The organism is Microbacterium sp. NPDC089696, assembly GCF_044749125.1.
GTDB lineage: Bacteria > Actinomycetota > Actinomycetes > Actinomycetales > Microbacteriaceae > Microbacterium.
The window spans coordinates 1843854-1866048 of sequence record NZ_JBIVHF010000001.1; the positions used below are offsets into that span (position 1 = coordinate 1843854).

The 22195-nt window shown below is 69.8% G+C and carries 22 protein-coding genes; 11 read left to right on the plus strand and 11 right to left on the minus strand.

The window, feature by feature from the left end; all coding sequences use genetic code 11:
* The first annotated feature begins 37 nt into the window (after positions 1-37).
* From coaD to mutM, 5 genes are all read left to right on the plus strand, one after another.
* Complete coding sequence (gene coaD, locus ACIPY8_RS09125) at positions 38-535, plus strand: pantetheine-phosphate adenylyltransferase (protein WP_400817180.1); 498 nt, start codon at positions 38-40, stop codon at positions 533-535.
* Between the two features lie 134 nt (positions 536-669).
* The gene (locus tag ACIPY8_RS09130; RefSeq protein WP_400817687.1) at positions 670-1164 is read left to right on the plus strand and encodes a YceD family protein; all 495 of its coding nucleotides are present in this window, start codon (positions 670-672) and stop codon (positions 1162-1164) included.
* Between the two features lie 2 nt (positions 1165-1166).
* Positions 1167-1376: a 50S ribosomal protein L32 gene (gene rpmF, locus ACIPY8_RS09135; RefSeq protein WP_050721097.1), complete on the plus strand. Its 210-nt coding sequence runs from the start codon at positions 1167-1169 to the stop codon at positions 1374-1376.
* A gap of 17 nt (positions 1377-1393) precedes the next feature.
* On the plus strand, positions 1394-2086 hold the full coding sequence (rnc, locus tag ACIPY8_RS09140; protein WP_400817183.1) for a ribonuclease III: 693 nt from the start codon (positions 1394-1396) through the stop codon (positions 2084-2086).
* The gene (mutM, locus tag ACIPY8_RS09145) at positions 2079-2942 is read left to right on the plus strand and encodes a bifunctional DNA-formamidopyrimidine glycosylase/DNA-(apurinic or apyrimidinic site) lyase (RefSeq protein WP_400817185.1); all 864 of its coding nucleotides are present in this window, start codon (positions 2079-2081) and stop codon (positions 2940-2942) included. Before rnc ends, mutM begins: the two co-directional genes overlap by 8 nt.
* A gap of 21 nt (positions 2943-2963) precedes the next feature.
* Here mutM and ACIPY8_RS09150 read toward each other — a convergent pair whose 3' ends face one another.
* The 5 genes from ACIPY8_RS09150 to ACIPY8_RS09170 all read right to left on the minus strand — a co-directional run bounded on the left by ACIPY8_RS09150 (position 2964) and on the right by ACIPY8_RS09170 (position 7521).
* Positions 2964-4283, minus strand: coding sequence for an FtsX-like permease family protein (locus ACIPY8_RS09150; RefSeq protein ID WP_400817187.1), 1320 nt, complete (start codon positions 4281-4283; stop codon positions 2964-2966).
* Positions 4280-4975: an ABC transporter ATP-binding protein gene (locus tag ACIPY8_RS09155; RefSeq protein ID WP_400817189.1), complete on the minus strand. Its 696-nt coding sequence runs from the start codon at positions 4973-4975 to the stop codon at positions 4280-4282. Before ACIPY8_RS09155 ends, ACIPY8_RS09150 begins: the two co-directional genes overlap by 4 nt.
* An 86-nt stretch (positions 4976-5061) precedes the next feature.
* Entirely contained in the window at positions 5062-6141 is a 1080-nt protein-coding gene (locus ACIPY8_RS09160; RefSeq protein WP_400817191.1) for a GNAT family N-acetyltransferase, read from the minus strand.
* Positions 6138-7226 carry a GNAT family N-acetyltransferase gene (locus tag ACIPY8_RS09165; protein ID WP_400817193.1) on the minus strand — a complete coding sequence of 363 codons (1089 nt, stop codon included), beginning with the start codon at positions 7224-7226 and terminating at the stop codon, positions 6138-6140. Before ACIPY8_RS09165 ends, ACIPY8_RS09160 begins: the two co-directional genes overlap by 4 nt.
* A 13-nt stretch (positions 7227-7239) precedes the next feature.
* A complete protein-coding gene (locus tag ACIPY8_RS09170; protein ID WP_400817195.1) occupies positions 7240-7521 on the minus strand; it encodes a hypothetical protein in 282 nt (93 codons plus the stop codon).
* A 557-nt stretch (positions 7522-8078) separates the two neighbouring features.
* Between ACIPY8_RS09170 and smc the strand changes: the two genes are divergently transcribed.
* Positions 8079-11624, plus strand: coding sequence for a chromosome segregation protein SMC (gene smc, locus ACIPY8_RS09175; RefSeq protein ID WP_400817197.1), 3546 nt, complete (start codon positions 8079-8081; stop codon positions 11622-11624).
* A 112-nt stretch (positions 11625-11736) separates the two neighbouring features.
* Here smc and ACIPY8_RS09180 read toward each other — a convergent pair whose 3' ends face one another.
* On the minus strand, positions 11737-12399 hold the full coding sequence (locus ACIPY8_RS09180) for a hypothetical protein (protein ID WP_400817199.1): 663 nt from the start codon (positions 12397-12399) through the stop codon (positions 11737-11739).
* A gap of 28 nt (positions 12400-12427) precedes the next feature.
* On the opposite strand from ACIPY8_RS09180, the gene ftsY reads away from it, so the two are divergent.
* Together ftsY and ACIPY8_RS09190 are read left to right on the plus strand one after the other, a co-directional pair.
* On the plus strand, positions 12428-13300 hold the full coding sequence (ftsY, locus tag ACIPY8_RS09185; protein WP_400817201.1) for a signal recognition particle-docking protein FtsY: 873 nt from the start codon (positions 12428-12430) through the stop codon (positions 13298-13300).
* 54 nt (positions 13301-13354) lie between these two features.
* Positions 13355-13855 (plus strand): DUF2004 domain-containing protein, encoded by a 501-nt coding sequence (locus tag ACIPY8_RS09190; RefSeq protein ID WP_400817203.1) that lies wholly within the window; start codon positions 13355-13357, stop codon positions 13853-13855.
* A gap of 114 nt (positions 13856-13969) precedes the next feature.
* On the opposite strand, the gene lipA is transcribed toward ACIPY8_RS09190, so the two are convergent.
* Positions 13970-14962: a lipoyl synthase gene (gene lipA / locus ACIPY8_RS09195; RefSeq protein WP_400817205.1), complete on the minus strand. Its 993-nt coding sequence runs from the start codon at positions 14960-14962 to the stop codon at positions 13970-13972.
* Positions 14959-15612 carry a lipoyl(octanoyl) transferase LipB gene (gene lipB, locus ACIPY8_RS09200; protein ID WP_400817207.1) on the minus strand — a complete coding sequence of 218 codons (654 nt, stop codon included), beginning with the start codon at positions 15610-15612 and terminating at the stop codon, positions 14959-14961. Before lipB ends, lipA begins: the two co-directional genes overlap by 4 nt.
* A 122-nt stretch (positions 15613-15734) precedes the next feature.
* On the opposite strand from lipB, the gene ACIPY8_RS09205 reads away from it, so the two are divergent.
* Positions 15735-16319 (plus strand): TetR/AcrR family transcriptional regulator, encoded by a 585-nt coding sequence (locus ACIPY8_RS09205; protein ID WP_400817209.1) that lies wholly within the window; start codon positions 15735-15737, stop codon positions 16317-16319.
* A gap of 41 nt (positions 16320-16360) precedes the next feature.
* Positions 16361-17920, plus strand: coding sequence for a signal recognition particle protein (gene ffh, locus ACIPY8_RS09210; protein WP_400817211.1), 1560 nt, complete (start codon positions 16361-16363; stop codon positions 17918-17920).
* Positions 17921-17926: 6 nt separating this feature from the next.
* Here ffh and ACIPY8_RS09215 read toward each other — a convergent pair whose 3' ends face one another.
* A complete protein-coding gene (locus ACIPY8_RS09215) occupies positions 17927-18838 on the minus strand; it encodes an EamA family transporter (protein WP_400817213.1) in 912 nt (303 codons plus the stop codon).
* Between the two features lie 78 nt (positions 18839-18916).
* On the opposite strand from ACIPY8_RS09215, the gene ACIPY8_RS09220 reads away from it, so the two are divergent.
* The gene (locus ACIPY8_RS09220) at positions 18917-19861 is read left to right on the plus strand and encodes a LysR family transcriptional regulator (protein WP_400817215.1); all 945 of its coding nucleotides are present in this window, start codon (positions 18917-18919) and stop codon (positions 19859-19861) included.
* 2 nt (positions 19862-19863) lie between these two features.
* Here ACIPY8_RS09220 and glpK read toward each other — a convergent pair whose 3' ends face one another.
* Together glpK and ACIPY8_RS09230 are read right to left on the minus strand one after the other, a co-directional pair.
* Entirely contained in the window at positions 19864-21378 is a 1515-nt protein-coding gene (glpK, locus tag ACIPY8_RS09225) for a glycerol kinase GlpK (protein ID WP_400817216.1), read from the minus strand.
* A 39-nt stretch (positions 21379-21417) separates the two neighbouring features.
* A complete protein-coding gene (locus tag ACIPY8_RS09230) occupies positions 21418-22176 on the minus strand; it encodes an MIP/aquaporin family protein (RefSeq protein WP_400817218.1) in 759 nt (252 codons plus the stop codon).
* Between the last annotated feature and the right edge of the window lie 19 nt (positions 22177-22195).

A 22195-nucleotide genomic window follows, 5' to 3' on the forward strand; every position in this document is an offset into this window, starting at 1 on the left:
AGTCGGGCCATAGGGAGAGGTGCTCTAGGCTGGGAGCATGAGCAGCCGGATCGCCGTCGTCCCGGGTTCCTTCGATCCGCCGACCCTGGGTCACCTCGACGTGATCCGTCGGGCGGCGAAGCTGTACGACGAACTCCACGTCCTCGTCGTGCACAATCCCGGCAAGGAGGCGATGCTGCCGATCGCACAGCGCATGTCACTGCTCGAGCAGTCCATCGCGGAGGACGGCATGGACGGCAACGTGATCGTCGGCTCCTGGAGCATGGGCCTGCTCGTCGACTACGCGCGCGACGTGGGCGCCGGCGTGCTCGTCAAGGGCATCCGCTCGCAGATCGACGTCGCGTACGAGTCGCCGATGGCGATCGTGAACAGGCACCTCGCCGACATCGAGACCGTCTTCCTGCTGCCCGACCCCGCGCACGCGCTCGTCTCGAGCTCGCTGGTGCGTCAGGTCGCGGGCCTGGGCGGCGACATCGCGCCGTTCGTGCCGCCCGCCGTCGCGGCGTTCCTCGACACCGGCGGACGCGGGATCTGAGCGGCGCGATCGCGGTGCGGTCAGCCGGCGACCAGCCTCGGACGCTCGCGAGCCGGTAGCATTGCCGGGTGCGTTCCCGACTCAACGGCCCCTTCGTCCTCCCCGTCCGCGACATCGTGCGCAAGCCGGGGGAGATGCGCGAGCATGCCTTCACGGTGACACTCGCGGAGCCGTGGGGTGAGGGGATCGTCTCGTTCGCCCAGGATGCCGAGCTCGACGTCGACGTGCGTCTCGAGTCCGTGCACGAGGGCATCCTCGCGTCGGGGACCGTCGACGCGGAGTACTCCGGAGTGTGCGGGAGATGCCTCACGGACATCGCCCGGCCTGTCGAAGTCGAGTTCCAGGAGCTTTTCGCGTATCCTGGTGAGGAAGAAACTGACTTCGAGGTTCAAGACGACCACGTGGATCTTGAAACTCTGGTCAGGGATGCGGCCGTATTGTCGCTTCCCTTCCAGCCGGTGTGTCAGCCGGATTGCCTCGGGCTCGACCCGGTCACAGGCGAGAGGCTGACCGAGAGCACCGGATCGGAGCAGGCCGCTCCCATCGATCCTCGATGGAGTGCGCTCCAGAAGATCACAGACCAGGACGGTACGGCAGAGAGCCGGGCCGCCGAGAAAGAAGAGAGCTAGTCATGGCTGGTAACCCCCCGAAGCGCAAGGTCTCCCGTTCCAACACCCGCTCGCGCCGCGCGCAGTGGAAGGCCGAGGCTCCCGCGCTCGTCAAGACCGTCGAGAACGGCAAGGTCGTCTACAGCCGTCCGCACCAGGCCAAGGTCGTCACGGACTCGCAGGGCACCGAGCTGTTCCTCGAGTACAAGGGCCGCAAGGTCGCCGACGTCTGAGTCGCGACCCCAGCGCTGTGACAGTGGTCCCCGAAGGGACGCGCACACTTCCTGAGAAGCTCCGTGTCGAGATCGACGCGGAGCTTCTGGAGTTGGCGCTGACCCATCGTTCGTACGCCTATGAGCACGGTGGCATCCCGCACAACGAGAGGCTCGAGTTCCTCGGCGACTCGGTGCTCGGGCAGGCCGTCACGGTCATGCTGTTCACGACGCACCCCGACCTCGACGAGGGATCGCTGGCCAAGCGCCGCGCGAGCGTCGTCTCCACGGTCGCCCTCGCGGAGGTGGCGCGAGGAATCGGACTCGGCGAGCACCTCCTGCTCGGGCGCGGGGAGGAGCAGACCGGCGGCCGCGACAAGGACTCGATCCTCGCGGACACGATGGAGGCCGTCTTCGGAGCGACCTTCCTCTCGGCGGGTCCGGACGCCGCGACCGAACTCGTGCTGCGGCTCACGAAGCCGCTGCTCGCCGACCCCGAGCGCTACGGCGCGGCGATGGATCCGAAGACCAGCCTGCAGGAGCTCGCCGCCCGGCTCGGGTCGACGCCTCCGCAGTACTCGGTCGAGGCGAGCGGTCCCGACCATGATCGTCGTTTCACTGCGACCGTCGTCGTGGGGGAGCTCACCATGACCGGTCTCGGCAGCAGCAAGAAGACGGCGGAGATGGCGGCAGCGCTCAGCGCCTGGCGTCTGCTCGACCAACGTGCCTGAGCTCCCCGAGGTCGAGGTCGTCCGCGCGGGCCTTGCGCCGGCGGCGATCGGCGCCCGCATCACGGCCGTCAGCGTGTTCGACGAGCGAGCGCTGACTCGTCACCCCGCCGGTGCGGCCGACTTCGTCTCGCGCCTCGAGGGACGTCGCTTCACCGCAGCGGACCGCCGAGGGAAGTTTCTCTGGTTGCCGCTCGAGGGCGACGAGTCGGCGCTCATCGCCCATCTGGGCATGAGCGGGCAGATGCTGCTGCGCGCCCCCGATGCCGTCCCGGAGCGGCACGAGCGCATCCGTCTCCACCTCGATCATCCGACGCACGGCGACCTCGCCGTCGTGTTCGCCGATCAGCGCACGTTCGGCTCCCTCGCGGTCGATGACCTGACGTCCGACGGACCGAGCCGCATCCCGACGCAGGTCGTGCACATCGCGCGGGACCCGATCGATCCGTTGTTCGATGACGTGGCGTTCCTCACGGCGCTGCGACGGCGGAGCAGTGCCGTGAAGCGAGTGCTCCTCGACCAGCAGGTGGTCAGCGGCATCGGCAACATCTACGCCGACGAGTCGCTGTGGGCGGCCCGGATCCACCCGGAGACCGCTGCGTCGTCGCTGTCGACGCAGGCCGTCCGTCGTCTGCTCGCCGAGATCCGTGTCGTGCTCCACAAGGCGCTGGCCGAGGGCGGCACGAGCTTCGACGCGCAGTACGTGAACGTCAACGGACAGGCCGGCTACTTCGCGCACTCGCTCAACGCCTACGGGCGCGGGGGAGAACCGTGTCCCCGCTGCGGCGGGCCGATCCGCCGCGAGGCGTTCATGAACCGGTCGAGCCACTACTGCCCCCGCTGCCAGCGTCGCCGCTGAGCATCCCGGTGCGCGGGCGCCTCACGCCGCCTGGAACGAGCGCGCGAGCAGCGGTCGTGTGATCCGCGTCGTCGTCCAGACCACGCCGACCCCGATCGCGACGACCGCGGCGATCGTGATGAGCGAGATCGGGGCGGTGATCAACGCGATGCCCAGGAGAGGGAGCACGAGCGCCGCGGCGCACAGGGCCGACCCGATCGCCGTGATGAGCAGCGGCGACATGATCGCGCGCCGGCGGGCGGCATCGACGGTTTCCAACGGCACGCCGAGATCGTGGAGACTCCGGTGCAACTCCCGCTCGTCGAGGATCGCGGCGGCCTGGTTGACGCCGACCGACGCGGCCACCATGAGGAACGATCCCACGAGCGTGATGATGAGTCCGGTGCGGATGTCGGCGATCAGCGTCGCGTCCTGTGACGATCCCTCGCCGTCCATGAGCGAGAGCAGCGACACCCCGGTACCGGCGAACACCGCCATGAAGCTCGCCATGGAGATGCCGCTCACCTGACGCCAGGCGGCTTTCGGAGAGTCGAGCACGGTCCGCGCGGCGAGCAGACGCTCCGGGCGTTCGGCACGCCGCAGCTGGCGGGTCGCGGTGATCTTCAGGACCCACGGGCCGAGAACGTTCAGCACGGCGAGGGCAGCGGCGAACAGCCCGGCGAGCACGACGATCGTGGTCGTGAGGCCTGCGATCGACGGGAACACCGTGATCAGCACGAAGGCGAGCACGAGCACGGCCACCGCGATGACTGCACGGAACCAGTGCACGGTCGACACCGTGCTACGCATCCGCACGCCGAGAGGGGAGATGGCCACACGACGCAGCCCCAGCGCGGCGCTCCCCGCGGCGATCAGCAGGATCCCGGCGACGACGGCGATCACCGTCAGCGGCGGAAGCAGCACGGACGTCAGACCGAGCGGCTCGCCGCGGAACGGGATCAGGCCGATCAGCGGGCTGAGGGCGACGGAGCCGAGCACCCCGACGACAGCCCCGATCCCGGCGACCAACAGGGATTCGACGACGGTCGCGATGCCGACGCCCGCCGGCGTCACGCCCAGCAGACGCAGAGTAGACAGACGTTCGTCGCGACGCCGCGCTGAGAGGCGGGCTGCGGCGCCTCCGAGGCCCGCGAGCGGGACGACGAGCAGCACCAGCGCGATCGCGGCGAGAGCCTGGTAGAGCCCGGCCATGTCGTCGGTCCACGACCAGAACGACTGCGCGCCGCCGACGACGGTGAGCACGAGTGTCGTCACGAGGGCGAACGCGACGATCGGCAGGGCGAGAACGGCGTTCTGGCCGGGAGTCGGACGGAGCAGCAGACGCAGGACGTGCGGGTTCATGCGGACACCGCCGAGCTCACGATCCGTCCATCGCGGACCGCGACGATGCGGGAGCAGCGTGCGGCGACCTCGGGGTCATGGGTCACGACGAGCAGGGTGCGCCCCTGACCGGTGGTCGACCACAGCAGGGCGTCCATCACCTCCTGCGAGGTCTGCGAGTCGAGGGCACCCGTCGGCTCGTCGGCGAACACCAGCTCCGCACCGGTCGCCTGGGCGCGCGCGATGGCCACGCGCTGCGCCTGACCGCCGGAGAGCTCCCCGATGCGACGGTCTTCCATTCCCGAGAGGCCGAGGGCGGCGAGCCACGACGCCGCGTGCTGAACGGCATCCGCTCTCTTCACGCCGTTGATCATCGAGGCGAGCGCGACGTTCTCGACGGCCGTGAGCTCGGGGATCAGCAGACCCTGCTGGAACACGAAGCCGAACCGCTCGCGTCGCAGCCGCGAACGGTCGGTCTCGCGGAGTCCGGAGATCTCGACCGGATGCCCCACCGACGGCTGGAACGTCACCGTGCCCGCATCCGGGGCGACGATGCCGGCGAGCACATGCAGCAGGGTCGTCTTGCCCGACCCCGACGCGCCCATGATCGCGACGGACTCGCCGCGGTGGATCGTGAGGTCCACCCCGGCGAGTGCGCGCGTGGTTCCGTAGGACTTGCTGAGGGCTCGGGCTTCGAGGACGGAGGAGTTCATGCTCCCAGCCTCGCGAGAAGTCGGCCGTCGTCGCGTCGGTCGGACGGATGATCGATCGCCGGAGTCGTACTCCGCGCGGATGATCCTCAGATCCGCTTCTGCCAGGCTCCGGCGTACGACACGGGCACGAAGCCGATCGCCTCGTTGATGCTCAGCATCGGACGGTTCTCCTCGGCGTTGAACGTCGAGACCACGGCGGACGCAGGCATGAGCTCGCGCCACCGCAGGAGGTTCGCGCACTTCACGATCATCCCCAGGCGGTGCCCGCGGTGCTCGCTCGCCACGAGGGTCCCGAACTGGTGCGTCACCCCGCTGCGATCCGCGCCGATCAGAAGCTCGTTGTACGCGACGAGCGCACCCGTGGGCACGTGCTGCACCGCGACCACCGAGAACGCCTGGCCCGCTGCGGTGTTGCGCGCATCGCGACGGATCACCCGATCTGCATCCCACTCCTCGGCGACGAACTCCATGTCGCCGCTGGGGGCGTCCGTCGACAGGCGTGCGAGGATCGCGGCGTATCCGTCACGGTGCTCGACGGGCGTCGGCGCCATCCAGTGCACGGTGCGGTAGTCCGGTCCGGCGTGCGCTTCGGCCTCGGCCAGCGCGGCGACGAGCGGCGCTGGATCGGCGCGCAGGTCGAGCTCGCTGTTGCGCTCGACCTGCTCGCACACGTAGCCGTGGCGCTCGAGCGCATCGGTGAGGGGGATCGCGGGGATGCGACCCCACCCGGTGCGCGGCACGATCATGCGCTCCGTCTCGATCGGCCGGTGCAGAGTCCACTTCTGCAGGAGCGTGCGCCCGCGGGCGTGGGCCTCGCGCTCGGCGAGATCGAGCAGCGCATCCTCGACTCCGAGTCCCGCCGACGACTCCGGGACGAGGACGTCGATCTCCGCAGCGCGCGCTTCGGCCTCCTGGGCGAAGTCCATCGCGAGCATGCCGACGACGTCGTCGCCCGCGCGGGCCACGAACCCCAGGCTCAGCGAATCGGTGTTCTCCTGCCACGCGGCCAGCATCTGTGCGGCGTCGGGCGCGAGATCGGGCAGCCCGGTGGCCTCGTCGCAGACCAGCCGGTTCAGCGCGCCGAAGGCGAGGAAATCCGCGGCGTCCGGATCCTCCAGCGACGCGGGGACGGTCAGCGGTCTGATGGTGAGAGTGGTCGCGTTCACGCGAGTTCCTTCCTCCAGGCGCCTTCGTAGGCGATGGCGTCGAAGCCGAGGGCTTCGTTGATGGAGAGCATGGGCCGGTTCTCCTCGGCGTTGTACGTGATGATGCTCGGCGAGTCCGGCGCGATGTCCGACCAGCGCAGCAGCGCCGCGCACTTGAGGAGCTGTCCGAGTCGATGGCCGCGGTGCTCACGCAGGACGAGGGTGTCGTGCTGGTGCGTCGTCGACGCGAGGTCGGGCCCGATCCCGAGCTCGGTGAAGCCCGCGAGATCGCCCGTGTCGACGTGCTGCGCCACCGTGACGAGGACGCGCTGTCCCATCTCGACGGTCCGCTCCTCGCTGCGGGTCAGGCGGTCGCCGTCCCAGGTCTCCTCATCGGCGTCGAGCCCTGCCGAGGGGGCGTCCGTCGACATGCGCGACTTCATCCACGCGAACCCGTCGAGGTGTTCGGCGGGCGTGGGTATCTCCCACTGGAGGATCCGGTACCCCCGAGACGCCTCGTGGGCCTCGGCGAGGAGCTCCCGTGCACGCTTCTCGGTCCCGGGAGTGCGGGGCAGGCGACTGATGCGGTACACCTGCTCGAGCACGAAGCCCTGACGGGCCAGGAACCGGGCGACGTGGTCGTCCGGAACGCTCCCCATCCCGGTGCGGGCGGTGAGCCGGTCGCCGTCGCTCTGCGGCTGCTCCGTCCAGTTCTGGATCACGGTGCGGCCGTGGGAACGCGCGAAAGCCTCCACGTGCGGGAGGATCGCGCTGCCCATTCCGCGGCCCCACGCCTGCGGTCGCAGCTCGATCGTGGCGATAGCGACCCGCGAGTCCTTCTCGTGCGGGATGTCGATGACGGCACGACCCACGATCTCGTCCCCGAGGCGGACGGCCCAGACGAGAGTGGTGCGCTCTTCGCGGGAGCGCAGGAGCGGCAGCAGCGCCTCGGGGGTGAGGTCCTGCTCGTCGCGACCGGAGATCTCGCGGTACACGAGGTTTCGGACGCGGGCGAGTTCACGGAACTCGCCCGCGTCCGCGGCATCCGCCCGTGCGGGGAGCACGAGCGGATGCAGCGTCGCCTCCGATGTGAGTCGGATGCTCATGTCGGCCTCCAGGTCAGCGCAGCTGGCGCTGCAGGTCGAACGTGAGCAGGGCGGTCGTCTCGGCGGCGGACCGTGTCCGTCGATCGAGATCGATCAGTTCTGCGGTCCGGACCGTCGCCGGTCGGCGGGCGGGGCGCGGACGCTGGGCCCTCTGGAGCAGCCAGAGGCCGATCCGGAGGGAGAGACGGTCCGCGAGCGCGAGGCGCTGCAGCTCGTCGTGGTCGGGGATCTGCAGGACCAGCTGGTCCTCGGTATCCGGTGGGTGAGTGGTGCTGCGGTACAGCGTGGTGTTCACGATGGTGTCCTTCGAGAGATGGGTGGTGCGGAGAAAGCGTCGTTCCGTCCCGGTCGACGACGACGTCGCCGTGCCGGACGGTGCCGACGAGAGGCCGAGTCCCGGCCGCACGGATGCGGATGCCGGGGAGGCGGGTCCGTGATCCGAGGACGGATCAGCGGGGGTGGCGCGAAGACGCGCTGAGGTGGGCGCCCGATGACGGGCGGGTCCTCTGGATGCTGCTCTGCGGAGGAGCGGCGGCGGTACGGCCGCGTGCTGTTCTACGACAGAGCGCTGCGACGGACGCCGGCGGTTACCGAGTGCGCAAAGCGCGGCGCGAACGGCGCGGCGAGGCCTGTGGCCTGTGCGTTCATGAGAGTGATCATCGGTAACCTCCTTTCGTGTGGCGATCCGGAGGTTCACGGTAGCGACAACTCACAGCGGACGTCAAGCATCCCGGGCGTGTCCGGCGTGTCGCGAGTGCTCTCGGTTCGGCTTCCGCCCGCGCGGGATGCCGGTGCTGGAGCGGGATTCCGGTAGCGTGAGGGCGTGATCCACCCGGGAAGCGCGGTACGCGCATGCATCTGAAGAGCCTGACCCTCAAGGGGTTCAAGTCCTTCGCGCAGCCGACGAGCTTCGTCTTCGAACCCGGGGTCACCTGCATCGTCGGCCCGAACGGATCGGGCAAGTCCAACGTCGTCGACGCGCTCGCCTGGGTGATGGGGGAGCAGGGGGCGAAGACGCTTCGCGGCGGCAAGATGGAGGACGTCATCTTCGCCGGAACCTCGACGCGAGGCCCGCTCGGCCGTGCCGAGGTGCAACTCACGATCGACAACAGCGACGGGGCGCTCCCGATCGAGTACGCCGAGGTCACGATCAGCCGCACGCTTTTCCGCAACGGCTCCAGCGAATACGCGATCAACGGCGAGAACTGCCGGCTCCTCGACGTGCAGGAGCTGCTGAGCGACTCGGGCCTCGGCCGCGAGATGCATGTGATCGTCGGGCAGGGGCGTCTCGACACCGTGCTGCAGGCCTCGCCAGAGGACCGTCGCGGCTTCATCGAGGAGGCCGCCGGGATCCTCAAGCACCGTCGACGCAAGGAGAAGACCCTCCGCAAGCTCGACGCCATGGAGACGAACCTCACGCGGCTGAGCGACCTGGCGGGCGAGATCCGCCGTCAGCTCAAGCCCCTCGGACGCCAGGCGGAGATCGCCCGCGAGGCGCAGACCATCGCGGCGGTCGTGCGCGACGCCAAGGCGCGGATCTTCGCGGACGACGTCGTCGCGCTGCGCACGGCCCTCGCCGACCACACCCGCACCGAGCACGAACGTCACACCGAGCGACTGGTGCTCTCGGACCAGGCCGAAGCCGTGCGAGCGAGCATCACGCGGCTCGAGCAGGACCAGAACTCCGTCGCGGTCGATCGGGCCCGCGGTGTCGCTTTCGGTCTCGAGCAGGTGCAGGAGCGCATGCGCGGACTGTACACACTCGCCAACCAGCGACTCGCGCTGCTCGGCTCCGAGGAGGACGACGCCGCAGTCACGGCGGTGACCGTCACGCAGGCCACGATCGACGAGGCGAAGGACGAGATCACCGAGATATCCGCCGGACTCGGTGACGCGCAGGATGCCGCGGCGGCAGCGAGCCGCGAGGTCGTCGCCGCCCGCGCCGAGCTCGACACGCTCGACGTGGACATCGCCGAGCAGAGCGCTCTGGTGTCGGAGTACGACATGCGCCTGACCGCGCTGCGCGGCACGGCCGAGGCCGCCGCGTCCGCCCTCGCCGCGGTGCGCGGCGCGGTGCTGCGCCAGGAGAACGCGCTCGAGGCCGCGCACACGCGTCGTCGCGAGGCCGCGGAGGCGCTCGAGTCGATCGACGGCGCCGAGGCTCCGGAGGGCACCGCCGCGGAGCACTCCGCCGCCTACGAGAGCGCGCAGCGCGCGGCGACGGCCGCGGAGAGCGAGCGGGAGACCCTGCGTGAGAGGCTGCACGCGGCTGAGCGCGAGGTGGATTCCCTCACGGCCAAGGCCGCTGCCCTCGGCAGTGCGCTGGCGGTCTCCGGAGGCGCGGCCGAGATCGTCAAGGCCGGAGGGACCGGCATCCGAGGGCTGGTGGGCGACTCCGTGCAGGTCCGCGCGGGTTTCGAGGCGGCCATCGCCGCGGTCCTCGGCCCGCTCGCGGAGGGCGTGCTCGTGGATGCCGCAGCCGACGCCTTCGCTCTCGCCGCGGATGCGGCCGAGCGGCACCGGGGAATCATCGACTTCGTCGTGGCGGACGGGCTTCTCCCGACCGTCGATCTCCCCGAGATCGCCGGGGTCACTCGCGCCGTCGACACCGTGTCGGCGCCCGACGGAGTGCTCGGCATCCTCTCGCACGTGCTGATCGCCGACGATCTGGACGCCGCGCGGACGGCACGTCGGACGCTCGATCTCGCCGGGGACGTCACCACGACGATCGTCACCGCGACGGGCGACGTCGTGACCGCGCAGACGCTCCGCACCGGATCGGGCGGGGAACGCTCGCGTCTCGAGCTCGCCGCCGAACGCGACGCCGCCACGGACCGCATGTCCGAGGTGCAGGTGATCGTCGACTCGCTGCGCGAAGCACGGATCGACGCCGACGAGGCGGTCGAGTCGACCCGGCGTCAGGCCAGGGAGACGCTCCGCGCTCTCCGTGAGCACGACGCCGCACTGGCGAGCCACGCCGAGCAGGTCAACCGCATCACCGTCACCCATGAGTCGGCCGTGGCCGAGTGCGAGCGTCTGGAAGCAGGTCTCGCACAGGCGCAGGCCGCGGTCGAGGACGCCGAGAAGACCGCCGAGTCCGCGAAGGCCGAACTGGAGGGCGCCGTGTCCGCACCGCGCCCCGTGCTCGATGCCTCCGCCCGCGACGGTCTGCTCGAGGCGCTCGAGCTCGCGCGGGAGGGCGAGGTCAGGGCGCGACTCGAGATCGAGACCCTCCGTGAGCGCGTGAGGGCTGCTCAGGCGCGCGTCGCCGGGCTCGAGCGGCAGCGTGAGCAGGAACGTGATGCGGCGGCAGAGGCCGCGCGTCGCGCCGTGATCCGTCGGGCGCAACGCGAAGCGGCATCCGGTGTGGCGGATGAGCTCCCGCGCATCCTGGACTCGCTGGACCGCTCGGTGACCGAAGCCCGTCTCGCGCTGGCCGAGGCGGAGTCCGCGCGGTCCGCGCAGAACGAGGAGCTCACGGGGCTCCGCGCACAGGAGACCTCGCTGCGAGAGCGACTCGCCGGCCTCACGGAGAGCGTGCACGGACTCGAGCTGCAGATCCACGAAAAGAAGCTGCACCTGGGAAGCCTGCTCGAGCGGGTGGCTTCGGAGCTCGCTCTCGACGAAGATATTCTCGTTGCGGAATATGGCCCGGATCAGCTTGTCCCGCGCGATCCGGGCGCCGAACCCGCCGATGGGGAGCTGCTCGACGACACGGCGATCCCGTTCGACCGCCGCATCCAGCAGCGTCGTCTCACCGAGGCGGAGCGCAAGCTCGCGCAGCTCGGCCGAGTGAACCCTCTCGCCCTCGAGGAGTTCGCCGCGCTCGAGCAGCGTCACGCGTTCCTCACCGAGCAGTTGGCCGATCTCACGCAGACCCGTCAGGACCTGCTGACGATCATCGGGGACCTCGACGAGCGCATGCAGACGATCTTCGCGAGCGCGTTCGAAGACACCAAGGCGGCCTTCGGAGAGGTCTTCCCGCTGCTTTTCCCCGGTGGTTCGGGCAGCATCTCCCTCACCGACCCCGACAACATGCTCACGACCGGCATCGAGGTCTCGGTGCGCCCCGTCGGCAAGAAGATCGAACGGCTCTCGCTCCTGTCGGGTGGAGAGCGATCGCTCGCCGCTGTGGCTCTGCTCGTCGCGATCTTCAAGGCGCGCCCGAGCCCGTTCTACATCCTCGACGAGGTGGAGGCCGCCCTCGACGACGCCAACCTCGGCCGACTCCTCACGGTGTTCGAGCAGTTGCGCGAGAGCTCTCAGCTGCTCGTCATCACGCACCAGAAGCGGACGATGGAAATCGCCGACGCCCTCTACGGCGTGTCGATGCGGCAGGACGGCGTGTCCGCGGTGGTCGGACAGCGCGTGGGTGATCGCGCCGCCGCTGCCGTCTGACGGAGCTGCGTGGGACCCCGGCGGGCACAGCTTCGGAGCAGGGACGGGATGCCGCGGCGTGTCGCCGGCGGAGCGCGGCGTGTCGGCGGCGAACTCCGAACTCGTGCCCGGGTCAGCCGGGCAGACGCGCCTCGAAGTCGGCCACGATCGGGGCGAACCCGGGAAGATCCTGCGGCCGGTGCGACGCGCCGGAGAGCACGCGGTACGTGGCGCCGAGGGAGACGAGCACCGCTGCGATCGCCTCGTACTCCTCGTTCCATCCGCCCGTGACGACGAGGGCCGGGATGCCGCTCAGCATCCGCCGGCGAACACCATGACCCCACGGGACCTCGCTGGTCGCCCACCGCTCCGCGACGGAGGACTCGGCATCCCACCTCGTCTCGTCGAGCGCGCCGCCGAACATCAGCGGTCGGAGCATCGCCCAGGATCCGTGGAGATCGCCCGCCGCGGCCAGGGCGCGAGCGTCGGACACGATCGCGATGTGCCTCTCCGCCGATGACACGCCGCGCACGAGGTCGTAGAGCGCGGGTTCGACGAGGACGAGCCCCGCGATCTGTCCGGATTCGGCGGCGAGCACAGCGGGGACTGCTCGCAGGGAATGAGCGAAGACCACGCTGCGGGCCGTGCGCGCATCGTCGAGAAGCATCCGAGTCTGGTCGGCGACGGAGGCGTCGGGCGGCATGGGCACTGCGTGCGCGTCGTCGGCGTCGAGATGCGGCCAGGCATCCTGCACCGGGCGGTCGGCGCTGTGGATGAACAGCCGGGCGGAAAGCATCTCAGGATCGTAGCCGTAGGCTGGACTCATGGCGGAGAAGTCCTGGTCCCTCGGTCGCGCATTGCGCGGCATGTTCGTCAAGCCCACGATCGATGAGACGACGTGGGAGGACCTCGAGACGGCCCTGATCACCGCGGACTTCGGCCCGGACATCAGCGAGCGCGTCGTCGACGAGCTGCGGGGCAAGGTCGAGCGCTACCGCACGACCGACCCGAAGGACCTCCAGCGGATGCTGCGCGAGACGCTCGAGGAGCACTTCGCGAAGTTCGACACGACCCTCAAGCTCACCGAGCGCCCCGCCGTCGTCCTCGTGGTCGGCGTGAACGGCGTCGGCAAGACCACGACGATCGGCAAGTTCACCAAGTTCCTGCGCGGCTACCAGCGCAGCGTCGTGGTCGGCGCCGCCGACACGTTCCGTGCGGCCGCGGTCGACCAGCTCGCCACGTGGGCCCAGCGCGGGGGAGCGGCGATCGTCCGTCCCCAGCAGGAGGGCCAGGACCCGGCATCCGTCGCCTATCAGACGATCGAGTTCGCGCAGCGCGAGGGCATCGAGATCGCGATCATCGACACGGCCGGGCGCCTGCACACCAAGGGCGGCCTGATGGACGAGCTCACGAAGATCCGCCGAGTGATCGAGAAGCAGGCTCCGATCAGCGAGGTGCTGCTCGTGCTCGACGCCACGACCGGCCAGAACGGCGTCATGCAGGCCGAGGCGTTCCTGCAGCACGCGGGGGTCACCGGGCTCGTGCTGACCAAGCTCGACGGGTCCGCGAAGGGCGGCTTCGTGCTCGCGGTGCAGGAGCGCACCGGCATCCCGGTGAAGCTTCTGGGGCAGGGCGAGGGGATCGACGATCTCAGCGGTTTCACCCCGCACGTGTTCGTCCAGTCGTTGGTCGGCTGACGACACGCGACGACAGGACTACCGCCGCGCGCACCGGGCTGGTTTCATATCGGTATGGCGATCGAACACGACTACTTCGGACTCCTGTCGTCGGGCCCCGACGGCTCGATCTTCTGGTCGGAGACCGTGGAGCTCGGCGACCAGAGCGTCACGGTCGACCTCACCGCACCTGACCAGGACGACGTCTCGGCAGACGCGCTCGACATCGCCGCCTCGCTGATCGCCGGTCTCGAGACCGTCGACGGCACCGCGCGCCGCAGCATGCTCTCCGAGGTCGACGACCGCACGAGCGAGGTGACGGAGTACATCCTGCAGCAGCAGGAAGCGTACGGTGACGAGCTCGACGTCGTCCTGGTCGACGTGAGCGGAGACGCCGCGGTCGACATCATCCGCTCGCTGCGCCTGATGAGCATGACGATCCTCGCCGACGAGCACGGCGGCTCCGAGCCGTTCGCGGTGCTGGAGTACGCGCTCGACGCCGACACGACCGATGACGTCCTGCTCGTGAATCTCGGCTCCGACGGTGCGGTGCTGTCGGTCATGAGCGCCGACTGACGCGTCGCGCTCCGTTCCCTCCGGGGCGGGAGATGCCGCCGGCGTAGGACGACCGCCGGCGAATCGTCCTACCCCGCCGTCACCGCCTACGCCGATGACGAGGTCGGAAGCACGTCAGACGGCCTGAGCGAAGCCCAGATCGGCACCCTCGGCGATGTGCGCGAGGTGCGCGGGGATCTCGCGTCCCTTCGAGATCATCGACTGCGCCCAGAGGCGTCCGGCTCGGTACGAGGAGCGCACCAGCGGACCGGCGAGCACGCCGAGGAACCCGATGCGCTCGGCCTCCTCCTTGAACTCGACGAACTCCGTGGGCTTGACCCACCGGGCGACGGGCAGGTGACGGGGCGACGGGCGCAGATACTGCGTGATCGTGATGATGTCGCACCCGGCGTCGTGCAGGTCGTTCAGCGCCTGCACGACCTCTTCCGGCTCCTCGCCCATGCCGAGGATGAGATTCGACTTGGTGATGAGCCCGGCATCGCGTCCCTGGGTGATGACGTCGAGGGAGCGCTCGTACTTGAAGGCCGGGCGGATGCGCTTGAAGATGCGCGGGACGGTCTCGACGTTGTGCGCGAACACCTCGGGCCGCGCGTCGAAGATCTGGCCGAGGAACGCCGGGTCGGCGTTGTGCTCGTTGGCGAGGAGCTCAACGCCCGTGTTCGGATTGAGGGCGTGGATGCGGCGCACGGTCTCGGCGTTCAGCCAGGCACCGGTGTCGGGGAGGTCGTCCCGGGCGACGCTCGTGACGGTGGCGTAGCGGAGGCCCATCCGCTGCACGCTCTCGGCCACGCGGCGGGGCTCGTCGGTGTCGTAGGCGTCGGGCTTTCCCGTGTCGATCTGGCAGAAGTCGCAGCGACGCGTGCACTGCGAGCCGCCGATGAGGAACGTCGCCTCGCGGTCCTCCCAGCACTCGAAGATGTTGGGGCAGCCGGCCTCCTGGCACACGGTGTGGAGGTCCTCGGTCTTCACGAGGGACTGCAGCGCGGTGTACTCGGGGCCCATCTTGGCCTTGGTGCGGATCCACTCGGGCTTGCGTTCGATCGGCGTCTCGGAGTTGCGGATCTCGAGGCGGAGGAGCTTGCGCCCCTCGGGTGCGGCGGCGGTCATGCGGGAGCTCCTGCGAGGTCGGCGGTCGAATAGGCGGCGGCGAAGCCCGCGGAGACGGAGTCCACGATGTCTGCGGGGGAGACGTCCCGACCGACGAGCTCGCTCACGGTGGTCACGCCGGCGTCGGTGATCCCGCACGGGATGATGCCGCGGAAGCCGGCGAGGGTGTTGTCGCAGTTGATCGCGAAGCCGTGCATGGTCACGCCCTGCTGCACGCGCACGCCGATCGCGGCGACCTTGTCCTCGGAGAGGGGCCGTCGCACCCACACGCCGCTGCGTCCGTCGACCTGGTAGCCGTCGACGCCGAGAGGTCGCAGGACGTCGATGAGGATGCGCTCGAGACGGCGCACATGGGCCACGACGTCCATGGGCTCCGCGAGACGCACGATGGGGTAGCCGACCAGTTGCCCTGGGCCGTGCCAGGTGATCTTGCCGCCCCGGTCGACGTCGATCACGGGCGTGCCGTCCTGCGGACGCTCGTGAGTCTCTGTGCGCTTGCCCGCCGTGTACACGGCCTCGTGCTCGAGCAGGAGGAGTGTGTCCGGTCGGGTGCCGGCGACGACGTCGGCGTGGATGCGGCGCTGCAGGTCCCAGCCCTCCGTGTACGGGATGTAGTCCGGCGCGAGTCCGGCCGTGACGATGTCGAGCATGCTGCACTCCCTCGTGAGGACGCATTCGTGAGGACGCGTATGGATAGATGGATCGCGTCTAACAATACTCCGGTGTGAGAGGCTCGGCGTTGCACGCCGTAGCTGAGCGGTACCGTGTCCTCATGACCAGCACCAGCCGCGCCGGCCGCCCCAAGGCCTCCTCTCGCGAGACCCTCGCCGAGGCGGCCTGCGAGCTGTTCCTCGAGCGCGGCTACGATGCGACGTCCGTCGCCGACATCACCCAGCGCGCGGGTGTGAGCCGGTCGAGCTTCTTCAACTACTTCTCGTCCAAGAGCGACGTGCTCTGGTCCGGGCTCGACGCGCGCATCGACGATGTCAGTGCCGCGCTCGACGTGCTCGAGAGGAACGCGGATGCGTCCTCCGTGCGCGCCGTTCTCGTGGACGGATTGCGCGGCTTCGCCCCCGACCCGCTCGCCCTCGCCCTGCGCAACCGCACCGCGATGGGACTCGACGAAGAGCTCACGCGCGACACCGCGCTGCGACTCGCCCGCCTCGCCTCGATCGTCGCGGCCGCGGCATCCGCCTCGGGCGTCGCAGCGATCCGCGCCGACATCCTGGGGGCGTCGCACGCCGCCGCTGTGCTGTCGTCGCTCCGGGTGTGGGCCGAGCAGGGGGCCGGATACTCGGCACCCGAGACCGTCCTCAGCGACGCGCTGCAGAACCTCGACGACCTCCGCTGGCGCTGACGCGGTCCGGCGCGGGGCGCTCGGCTAGAATCGGTAGCACCATGGCTACGTTTGGCACGCTCTCCGATCGGCTCACCGAGACCTTCCGCAATCTGCGCACGAAGGGAAAGCTCACCGCGGCCGACGTCGACGGCACCGTTCGCGAGATCCGTCGCGCGCTGCTCGACGCCGACGTGGCGCTCGCGGTCGTCAAGGACTTCACCGCGAAGGTGCGCGAGCGTGCGCTCGGTGACGAGGTGAACAAGGCGCTCAACCCCGCTCAGCAGGTCGTGCAGATCGTCAACGAGGAGCTCGTCCAGATCCTCGGCGGCGAGCAGCGTCGCCTGCAGTTCGCCAAGACGGCGCCGACGGTCATCATGCTCGCCGGTCTGCAGGGCTCCGGTAAGACGACGTTCGCCGGCAAGCTCGCGAAGCAGCTCGAGGGCGAGGGGCACACGCCGCTGCTGGTCGCCGCCGACCTCCAGCGCCCCAACGCCGTGAACCAGCTGCAGGTCGTCGCCGAGCAGGCCGGCGCCACGATCTACGCGCCCGAGCCGGGCAACGGCATCGGCGACCCGGTGAAGGTCTCGCGCGACGGGGTCGAGCACGCCCGCCGTCAGCAGCACGACGTCGTCATCATCGACACCGCCGGACGCCTCGGCGTCGACGCCGAGCTCATGAAGCAGGCCGCCGACATCCGCAAGGCGGTCGACCCCGACGAGGTCCTGTTCGTGATCGACGCCATGATCGGTCAGGACGCCGTCAACACCGCCAAGGCCTTCCAGGAGGGCGTCGACTTCACGGGCGTCGTGCTGTCGAAGCTCGACGGCGACGCGCGCGGTGGTGCCGCGCTCTCGGTCGCCTCGGTCACCGGGCGCCCCATCATCTTCGCCTCGACGGGCGAGCGCCTGGAGGACCTCGAGCCCTTCCATCCCGACCGCATGGCGAGCCGGATCCTCGACCTCGGCGACATCCTCACCCTCATCGAGCAGGCCCAGCAGGCCTTCGACGAGGAGGAAGCCGCCAAGATGGCGGAGAAGCTCGCGACCGAGCAGTTCACCCTCGAGGACTTCCTCGACCAGCTTCAGCAGATGAAGAAGATGGGCTCGATGAAGAAGATGCTCGGGATGCTCCCGGGCATGGGGCAGATGAAGCAGCAGCTCGAGGACTTCGACGAGCGCGAGATCGACCGCACCGAGGCGATCATCCGCTCGATGACGCCGGGTGAGCGACGCAACCCGAAGGTGCTCAACGGCTCACGCCGACTGCGCATCGCCAAAGGCTCCGGCATGACCGTCACCGACGTCAACCAGCTCGTCCAGCGCTTCGACCAGGCGGCCAGGATGATGAAGACCGTCGCCCGCGGTGGAACCCCCAACATCCCGGGAATGGGTCCCGTGCCCGGCATGGGGCGCCCCGGCGCCTCCTCGAAGCGCGGCAAGAAGGGCAAGGGCAAGGCCTCGGGCTCGCGCTCGGGCAACCCCGCGAAGCGCGCCGCCGAGAACGCGGGCATCGCACCGACTTCCTCGCCGACCGGCTCGGGCTTCGGCCTCGGCGGCGGAACGAAGGCGCCGACCGAGGCGGACCTCGCCGAGATCCAGAAGCTCTTCGGAAAGAGCTGAGGCGTCTCAGCGCTCGGCAGTCGCGAGGGGTGAGCGGACCGGTTCGCCCGAGCGGGCGGGGCGCCGCGGACGGGCGGCGAACTGCCCTCCGACGAGCGCGGTCACCACGATCACGATCCCCAGCGCCTGCACGCCCGTGAACGACTCTCCGGCGATCGTCACGCCCAGGACCGTCGCGACGACGGGGGAGAGCAGCGCCAGCAGGCCGGGCGCGATCACCGGGAGCTGCTGGATGCCGCGGAACCACAGCGTGTATGCGACGAGACCGCCGACGGTCCCCAGCCAGACGTAGCCGAGGATCGCCCCGCCGTCGAGGTGGGTCGGCAGACCTTCGAGACCGAGCGTGAGCGGGAGCAGGAAGAGTCCGCCCGCCGTGAGCTGCCATCCCGCGTAGGAGACGGCGCCGACTCCCGCGGGGCGCCCCCAGCGCTTCGTGAGGATGATTCCGAGCCCGGTCGCGGTCACGCCGCCCAGCGCCGCGAGGATGCCGAGGAGATCGAGTCGAGCCGCGGGGCCGAGCACGACGAGGGCGACGCCGACGGCGCCGGCGACGGCTGCGATGGCCGTCGCCGAACGGACGCGGTCTCGGAGCACGAGCGACCCGAGCATGAGGACGATGAGTGGCTGGGCGCCGGCGACCGCCGCGGCGACTCCTCCCGGCAGGCGCTCGGCGGCCAGGAACAGCAGCGGGAAGAACGCCCCGATGTTGAGGACACCCAGCACGAGGGACTTGAGCCACCACCACCCCGTCGGCAGGGTGCGGCCGATCGCGAGCGCGAGGAGACCCGCGGGCAGCGAGCGGAGGAGTCCGGCGAGCAAGGGATGGCCGACCGGGAGGAGCTCGGTCGTGACGAGGTAAGTGGTCCCCCAGGACATCGGGGCGACAGCGGTCAGCAGGAGGAGGGTCAGCCGGTTCATGCTTCCAGCGTCCCGTGAACCTGTCCATGAGTCCAACGCATGCTTGTCATGTCAATCATGCGGAGAGATCATGGATGAATGGATCTGCAGCAGCTGCGATACGTCGTCGAGGTCGCCGAGACCGCCAGCTTCACGAGGGCCGCGGAGCGCTGTTTCGTGACGCAGTCGGCGCTCAGCCATCAGATCGCCGCCCTCGAGCGCGAGATCGGCCAGCGGCTGTTCGCGCGCTCGAGCAGGACAGTACGGCTCACGGAGGCCGGAGAGGCCTTCGTCGTGCACGCGCGCATCGCGGTCGGTGCGGCCGCGGCGGCGAGGGAGGCGTCGACGGCTGCCGCGGGTGCGGTGACCGGCACGCTGCGTCTCGGGGTGATACCGACGGTCACGGCGCTCGACGTCCCGGCGACGATCGCGCGCTTCCGGTCGGCCCATCCGCTGACAAGGGTCGAGCTCGTGGTCGGCAACAGCGACGTCCTCTCGCGCCGGGTGCGCGACGGTTCACTGGACGCGGCTCTCCTCGGGCTCCGCGCGGAGGTGGAGCCGGTCGGGGTCTCCACGCGGGAACTCGCGCGCGAGCGCCTCGTCGCAGTAGTGCCGCCCGATCACCGGCTGGCGGGGCGACGACGCATCCGCGTCGCCGACCTCGGGGAGGAGGTGTTCGCGGACTTCCCGGCCGGCACGTCCGGGCGTGCGCAGAGCGACGCGGCGTTCGCGACGGCGGGCGTGCGACGCGACGTCGCGTTCGAGGCGGACTCCGCCGAGTTGCTCCTCGGTCTCGTCGCCGCAGGACTCGCGGTCACGCTGCTGGCCCCCGGGGTCGTCGCGGCGACCTCGGCCTCGATCGGGGTCGTCCCGGTGAGCGACGGTCCCTCACGGGTCGAGTACCTGGCGTGGGATGAGCGGTCCGGGAGGCCGGTCACCTCTGCGTTCCGTCATGTGGTGGACGAGTCGACCCGGCAGCCGCCCGGGCAGGACGCGGAAGCGGGCCCGGAGGAATCCTCCGAGCCCGCTCCCTCAGCATCCTGAGATCACTTCACGTCGTCGTCGACCCAGTCCATGGACTTGGTGACGGCCTTGCGCCACAGGCGCAGCTGACGGTCGCGCTCGGCCTCGTCCATCGACGGCTCCCAGCGCTTGTCCTCCTGCCAGTTGGCCGACAGGTCGTCGAGCCCGTTCCAGAAGCCCACCGCGAGGCCCGCGGCGTACGCGGCGCCCAGCGCCGTGGTCTCCGCGACGACGGGGCGGACGACCGCCACGCCGAGCACGTCGGCCTGGAACTGCATGAGCGCGTCGTTCGCGACCATTCCGCCGTCGACCTTGAGCTCGGTCAGATCCACTCCGGCGTCGGCGTTCACCGCGTCGAGCACGTCGCGGGTCTGGAACGCGACCGCCTCGAGCGCCGCGCGCGCGATGTGGTTCTTGTTCGCGTAGCGGGTTAGGCCGACGATCGCGCCGCGGGCGTCCGGACGCCAGTAGGGAGCGAACAGACCGGAGAACGCGGGGACGATGTAGACGCCGCCGTTGTCGTCGACCTTGTCGGCGAGCTCCTCGACCTGCGGGGCCGAGTCGATGATGCCGAGCTGGTCGCGCAACCACTGGATCAGCGAGCCCGTGACGGCGATCGATCCCTCGAGCGCGTAGTGCGTGGGCTGGTCGCCGAGCTTGTAGCCGACGGTCGTGAGCAACCCGTTCTTCGAGCGGACGATCTCCTCGCCGGTGTTGAAGATGAGGAAGCACCCCGTGCCGTAGGTGTTCTTGCTCTCGCCCTTGTCGAACGCAGCCTGGCCGAAGGTCGCCGCCTGCTGGTCGCCGAGGATGCCGGCGATCGGCGTCTCGCGCAGCAGCGAAGAGCTCTCCGCTGCACCGTAGACCTCGGAGGACGAGCGGATCTCCGGCATCATCGAGCGCGGCACGCCGAACGCCTCGAGGATGTCGTCGCGCCACTCGAGCGTCTCGAGGTCCATGAACATCGTGCGCGAGGCGTTCGTGACGTCCGTCGCGTGCACGCCGCCCTCGACGCCGCCCGTGAGGTTCCACAGGACCCAGCTGTCGGTGGTGCCGAACAGCAGGTCGCCGGCCTCGGCCTTCTCGCGGGCGCCGTCGACGTTCTCGAGGATCCAGGTGATCTTCGTCCCCGAGAAGTACGTGGCGAGCGGCAGACCGACCACGGACTTGAAGCGGTCCACGCCCTCGTCACCGGCGAGGCGGTCGACGATCTCCTGGGTGCGGGTGTCCTGCCAGACGATCGCGTTGTAGACGGGCTTGCCGGTGTTCTTGTCCCAGACGACGGCGGTCTCGCGCTGGTTCGTGATGCCCACCGCGGCGATGTCATGACGGGTCAGGTCCGCGCGGCTCAGGGCGAGGCCGATGACCTCCTGCACGTTGCGCCAGATCTCCGACGCGTCGTGCTCGACCCAGCCGGCCTTCGGAAGGATCTGCTCGTGCTCCTTCTGACCGGTCGCGACGATGCTGCCCTTCTTGTCGAAGATGATCGCGCGGCTCGAGGTCGTGCCCTGGTCGATCGCGATGATGTAGTCAGCCATTGTGTGTTCTCCTTTGAATGTCTCTGCGGGCGATCAGCGTCAGGCGGCGGCGAGGCCCAGGAGGACCGGCGCGGCGACGGCGGCGAGGGCACCACCGATGAGCGGGCCCACCACGGGCACCCACGAGTACGACCAGTCGCTCGAGCCCTTGCCCTTGATGGGAAGGATCGCGTGAGCGATACGGGGACCGAGGTCACGGGCAGGGTTGATGGCGTAGCCCGTGGGGCCACCGAGCGACGCGCCGATCGCGACCACGACGAGAGCGACGGGAAGCGCGCTGAGCGGTCCGAGGCCTCCGGGGACGCCGATGTCGGCGACGCCGTAGTCCGCGAACGCGAAGACCGCGAACACGAGCACGAAGGTGCCGATGACCTCGGTCACGAGGTTCCAGCCGTAGGAGCGGATCGCGGGGCCGGTAGAGAAGACGCCGAGCTTGTTGGCGGGCTCGGGCTCCTCGTCGAAGTGCTGCTTGTACGCGAGCCAGGTGAGGATCGCACCGACGATCGCGCCGAGGAGCTCGGCGGCGGTCGCGACGGCGAACTGCGCGAAGCCGATCTTGCCGCCGATCAGGAGTCCGATGCCGACGGCCGGGTTCAGGATGGCGCCGGAGTAAGCGGAGGCGAGGACACCCACGAAGACCGCGAGACCCCATCCCCAGTTGACCATCAGGAAGCCGCCGCCGTAGCCCTTGTTCTTGGCCAGGGCGACGTTCGCGACGACTCCACATCCGAGGAGGATCAGCATCGCCGTGCCGACGAACTCCGAGAGGAAGTAGAGACCGAGATTCACATCAGTCATGTCTTCATTGACCTTTCTT

Excerpts from the sequence above, each read along its gene's own strand:
- coaD (WP_400817180.1), top strand. The coding sequence starts at position 38 with ATGAGCAGCCGGATCGCCGTCGTCCCGGGTTCCTTCGATCCGCCGACC.
- ACIPY8_RS09130 (WP_400817687.1), top strand. The coding sequence starts at position 670 with ATGCGCGAGCATGCCTTCACGGTGACACTCGCGGAGCCGTGGGGTGAG.
- rpmF (WP_050721097.1), top strand. The coding sequence starts at position 1,167 with ATGGCTGGTAACCCCCCGAAGCGCAAGGTCTCCCGTTCCAACACCCGC.
- ACIPY8_RS09150 (WP_400817187.1), bottom strand. The coding sequence starts at position 4,283 with ATGAACCCGCACGTCCTGCGTCTGCTGCTCCGTCCGACTCCCGGCCAG.
- ACIPY8_RS09155 (WP_400817189.1), bottom strand. The coding sequence starts at position 4,975 with ATGAACTCCTCCGTCCTCGAAGCCCGAGCCCTCAGCAAGTCCTACGGA.
- ACIPY8_RS09165 (WP_400817193.1), bottom strand. The coding sequence starts at position 7,226 with ATGAGCATCCGACTCACATCGGAGGCGACGCTGCATCCGCTCGTGCTC.
- smc (WP_400817197.1), top strand. The coding sequence starts at position 8,079 with ATGCATCTGAAGAGCCTGACCCTCAAGGGGTTCAAGTCCTTCGCGCAG.
- ACIPY8_RS09180 (WP_400817199.1), bottom strand. The coding sequence starts at position 12,399 with ATGCTTTCCGCCCGGCTGTTCATCCACAGCGCCGACCGCCCGGTGCAG.
- ftsY (WP_400817201.1), top strand. The coding sequence starts at position 12,428 with ATGGCGGAGAAGTCCTGGTCCCTCGGTCGCGCATTGCGCGGCATGTTC.
- ACIPY8_RS09190 (WP_400817203.1), top strand. The coding sequence starts at position 13,355 with ATGGCGATCGAACACGACTACTTCGGACTCCTGTCGTCGGGCCCCGAC.
- lipA (WP_400817205.1), bottom strand. The coding sequence starts at position 14,962 with ATGACCGCCGCCGCACCCGAGGGGCGCAAGCTCCTCCGCCTCGAGATC.
- lipB (WP_400817207.1), bottom strand. The coding sequence starts at position 15,612 with ATGCTCGACATCGTCACGGCCGGACTCGCGCCGGACTACATCCCGTAC.
- ACIPY8_RS09205 (WP_400817209.1), top strand. The coding sequence starts at position 15,735 with ATGACCAGCACCAGCCGCGCCGGCCGCCCCAAGGCCTCCTCTCGCGAG.
- ffh (WP_400817211.1), top strand. The coding sequence starts at position 16,361 with ATGGCTACGTTTGGCACGCTCTCCGATCGGCTCACCGAGACCTTCCGC.
- ACIPY8_RS09215 (WP_400817213.1), bottom strand. The coding sequence starts at position 18,838 with ATGAACCGGCTGACCCTCCTCCTGCTGACCGCTGTCGCCCCGATGTCC.
- ACIPY8_RS09220 (WP_400817215.1), top strand. The coding sequence starts at position 18,917 with ATGGATCTGCAGCAGCTGCGATACGTCGTCGAGGTCGCCGAGACCGCC.
- glpK (WP_400817216.1), bottom strand. The coding sequence starts at position 21,378 with ATGGCTGACTACATCATCGCGATCGACCAGGGCACGACCTCGAGCCGC.
- ACIPY8_RS09230 (WP_400817218.1), bottom strand. The coding sequence starts at position 22,176 with ATGACTGATGTGAATCTCGGTCTCTACTTCCTCTCGGAGTTCGTCGGC.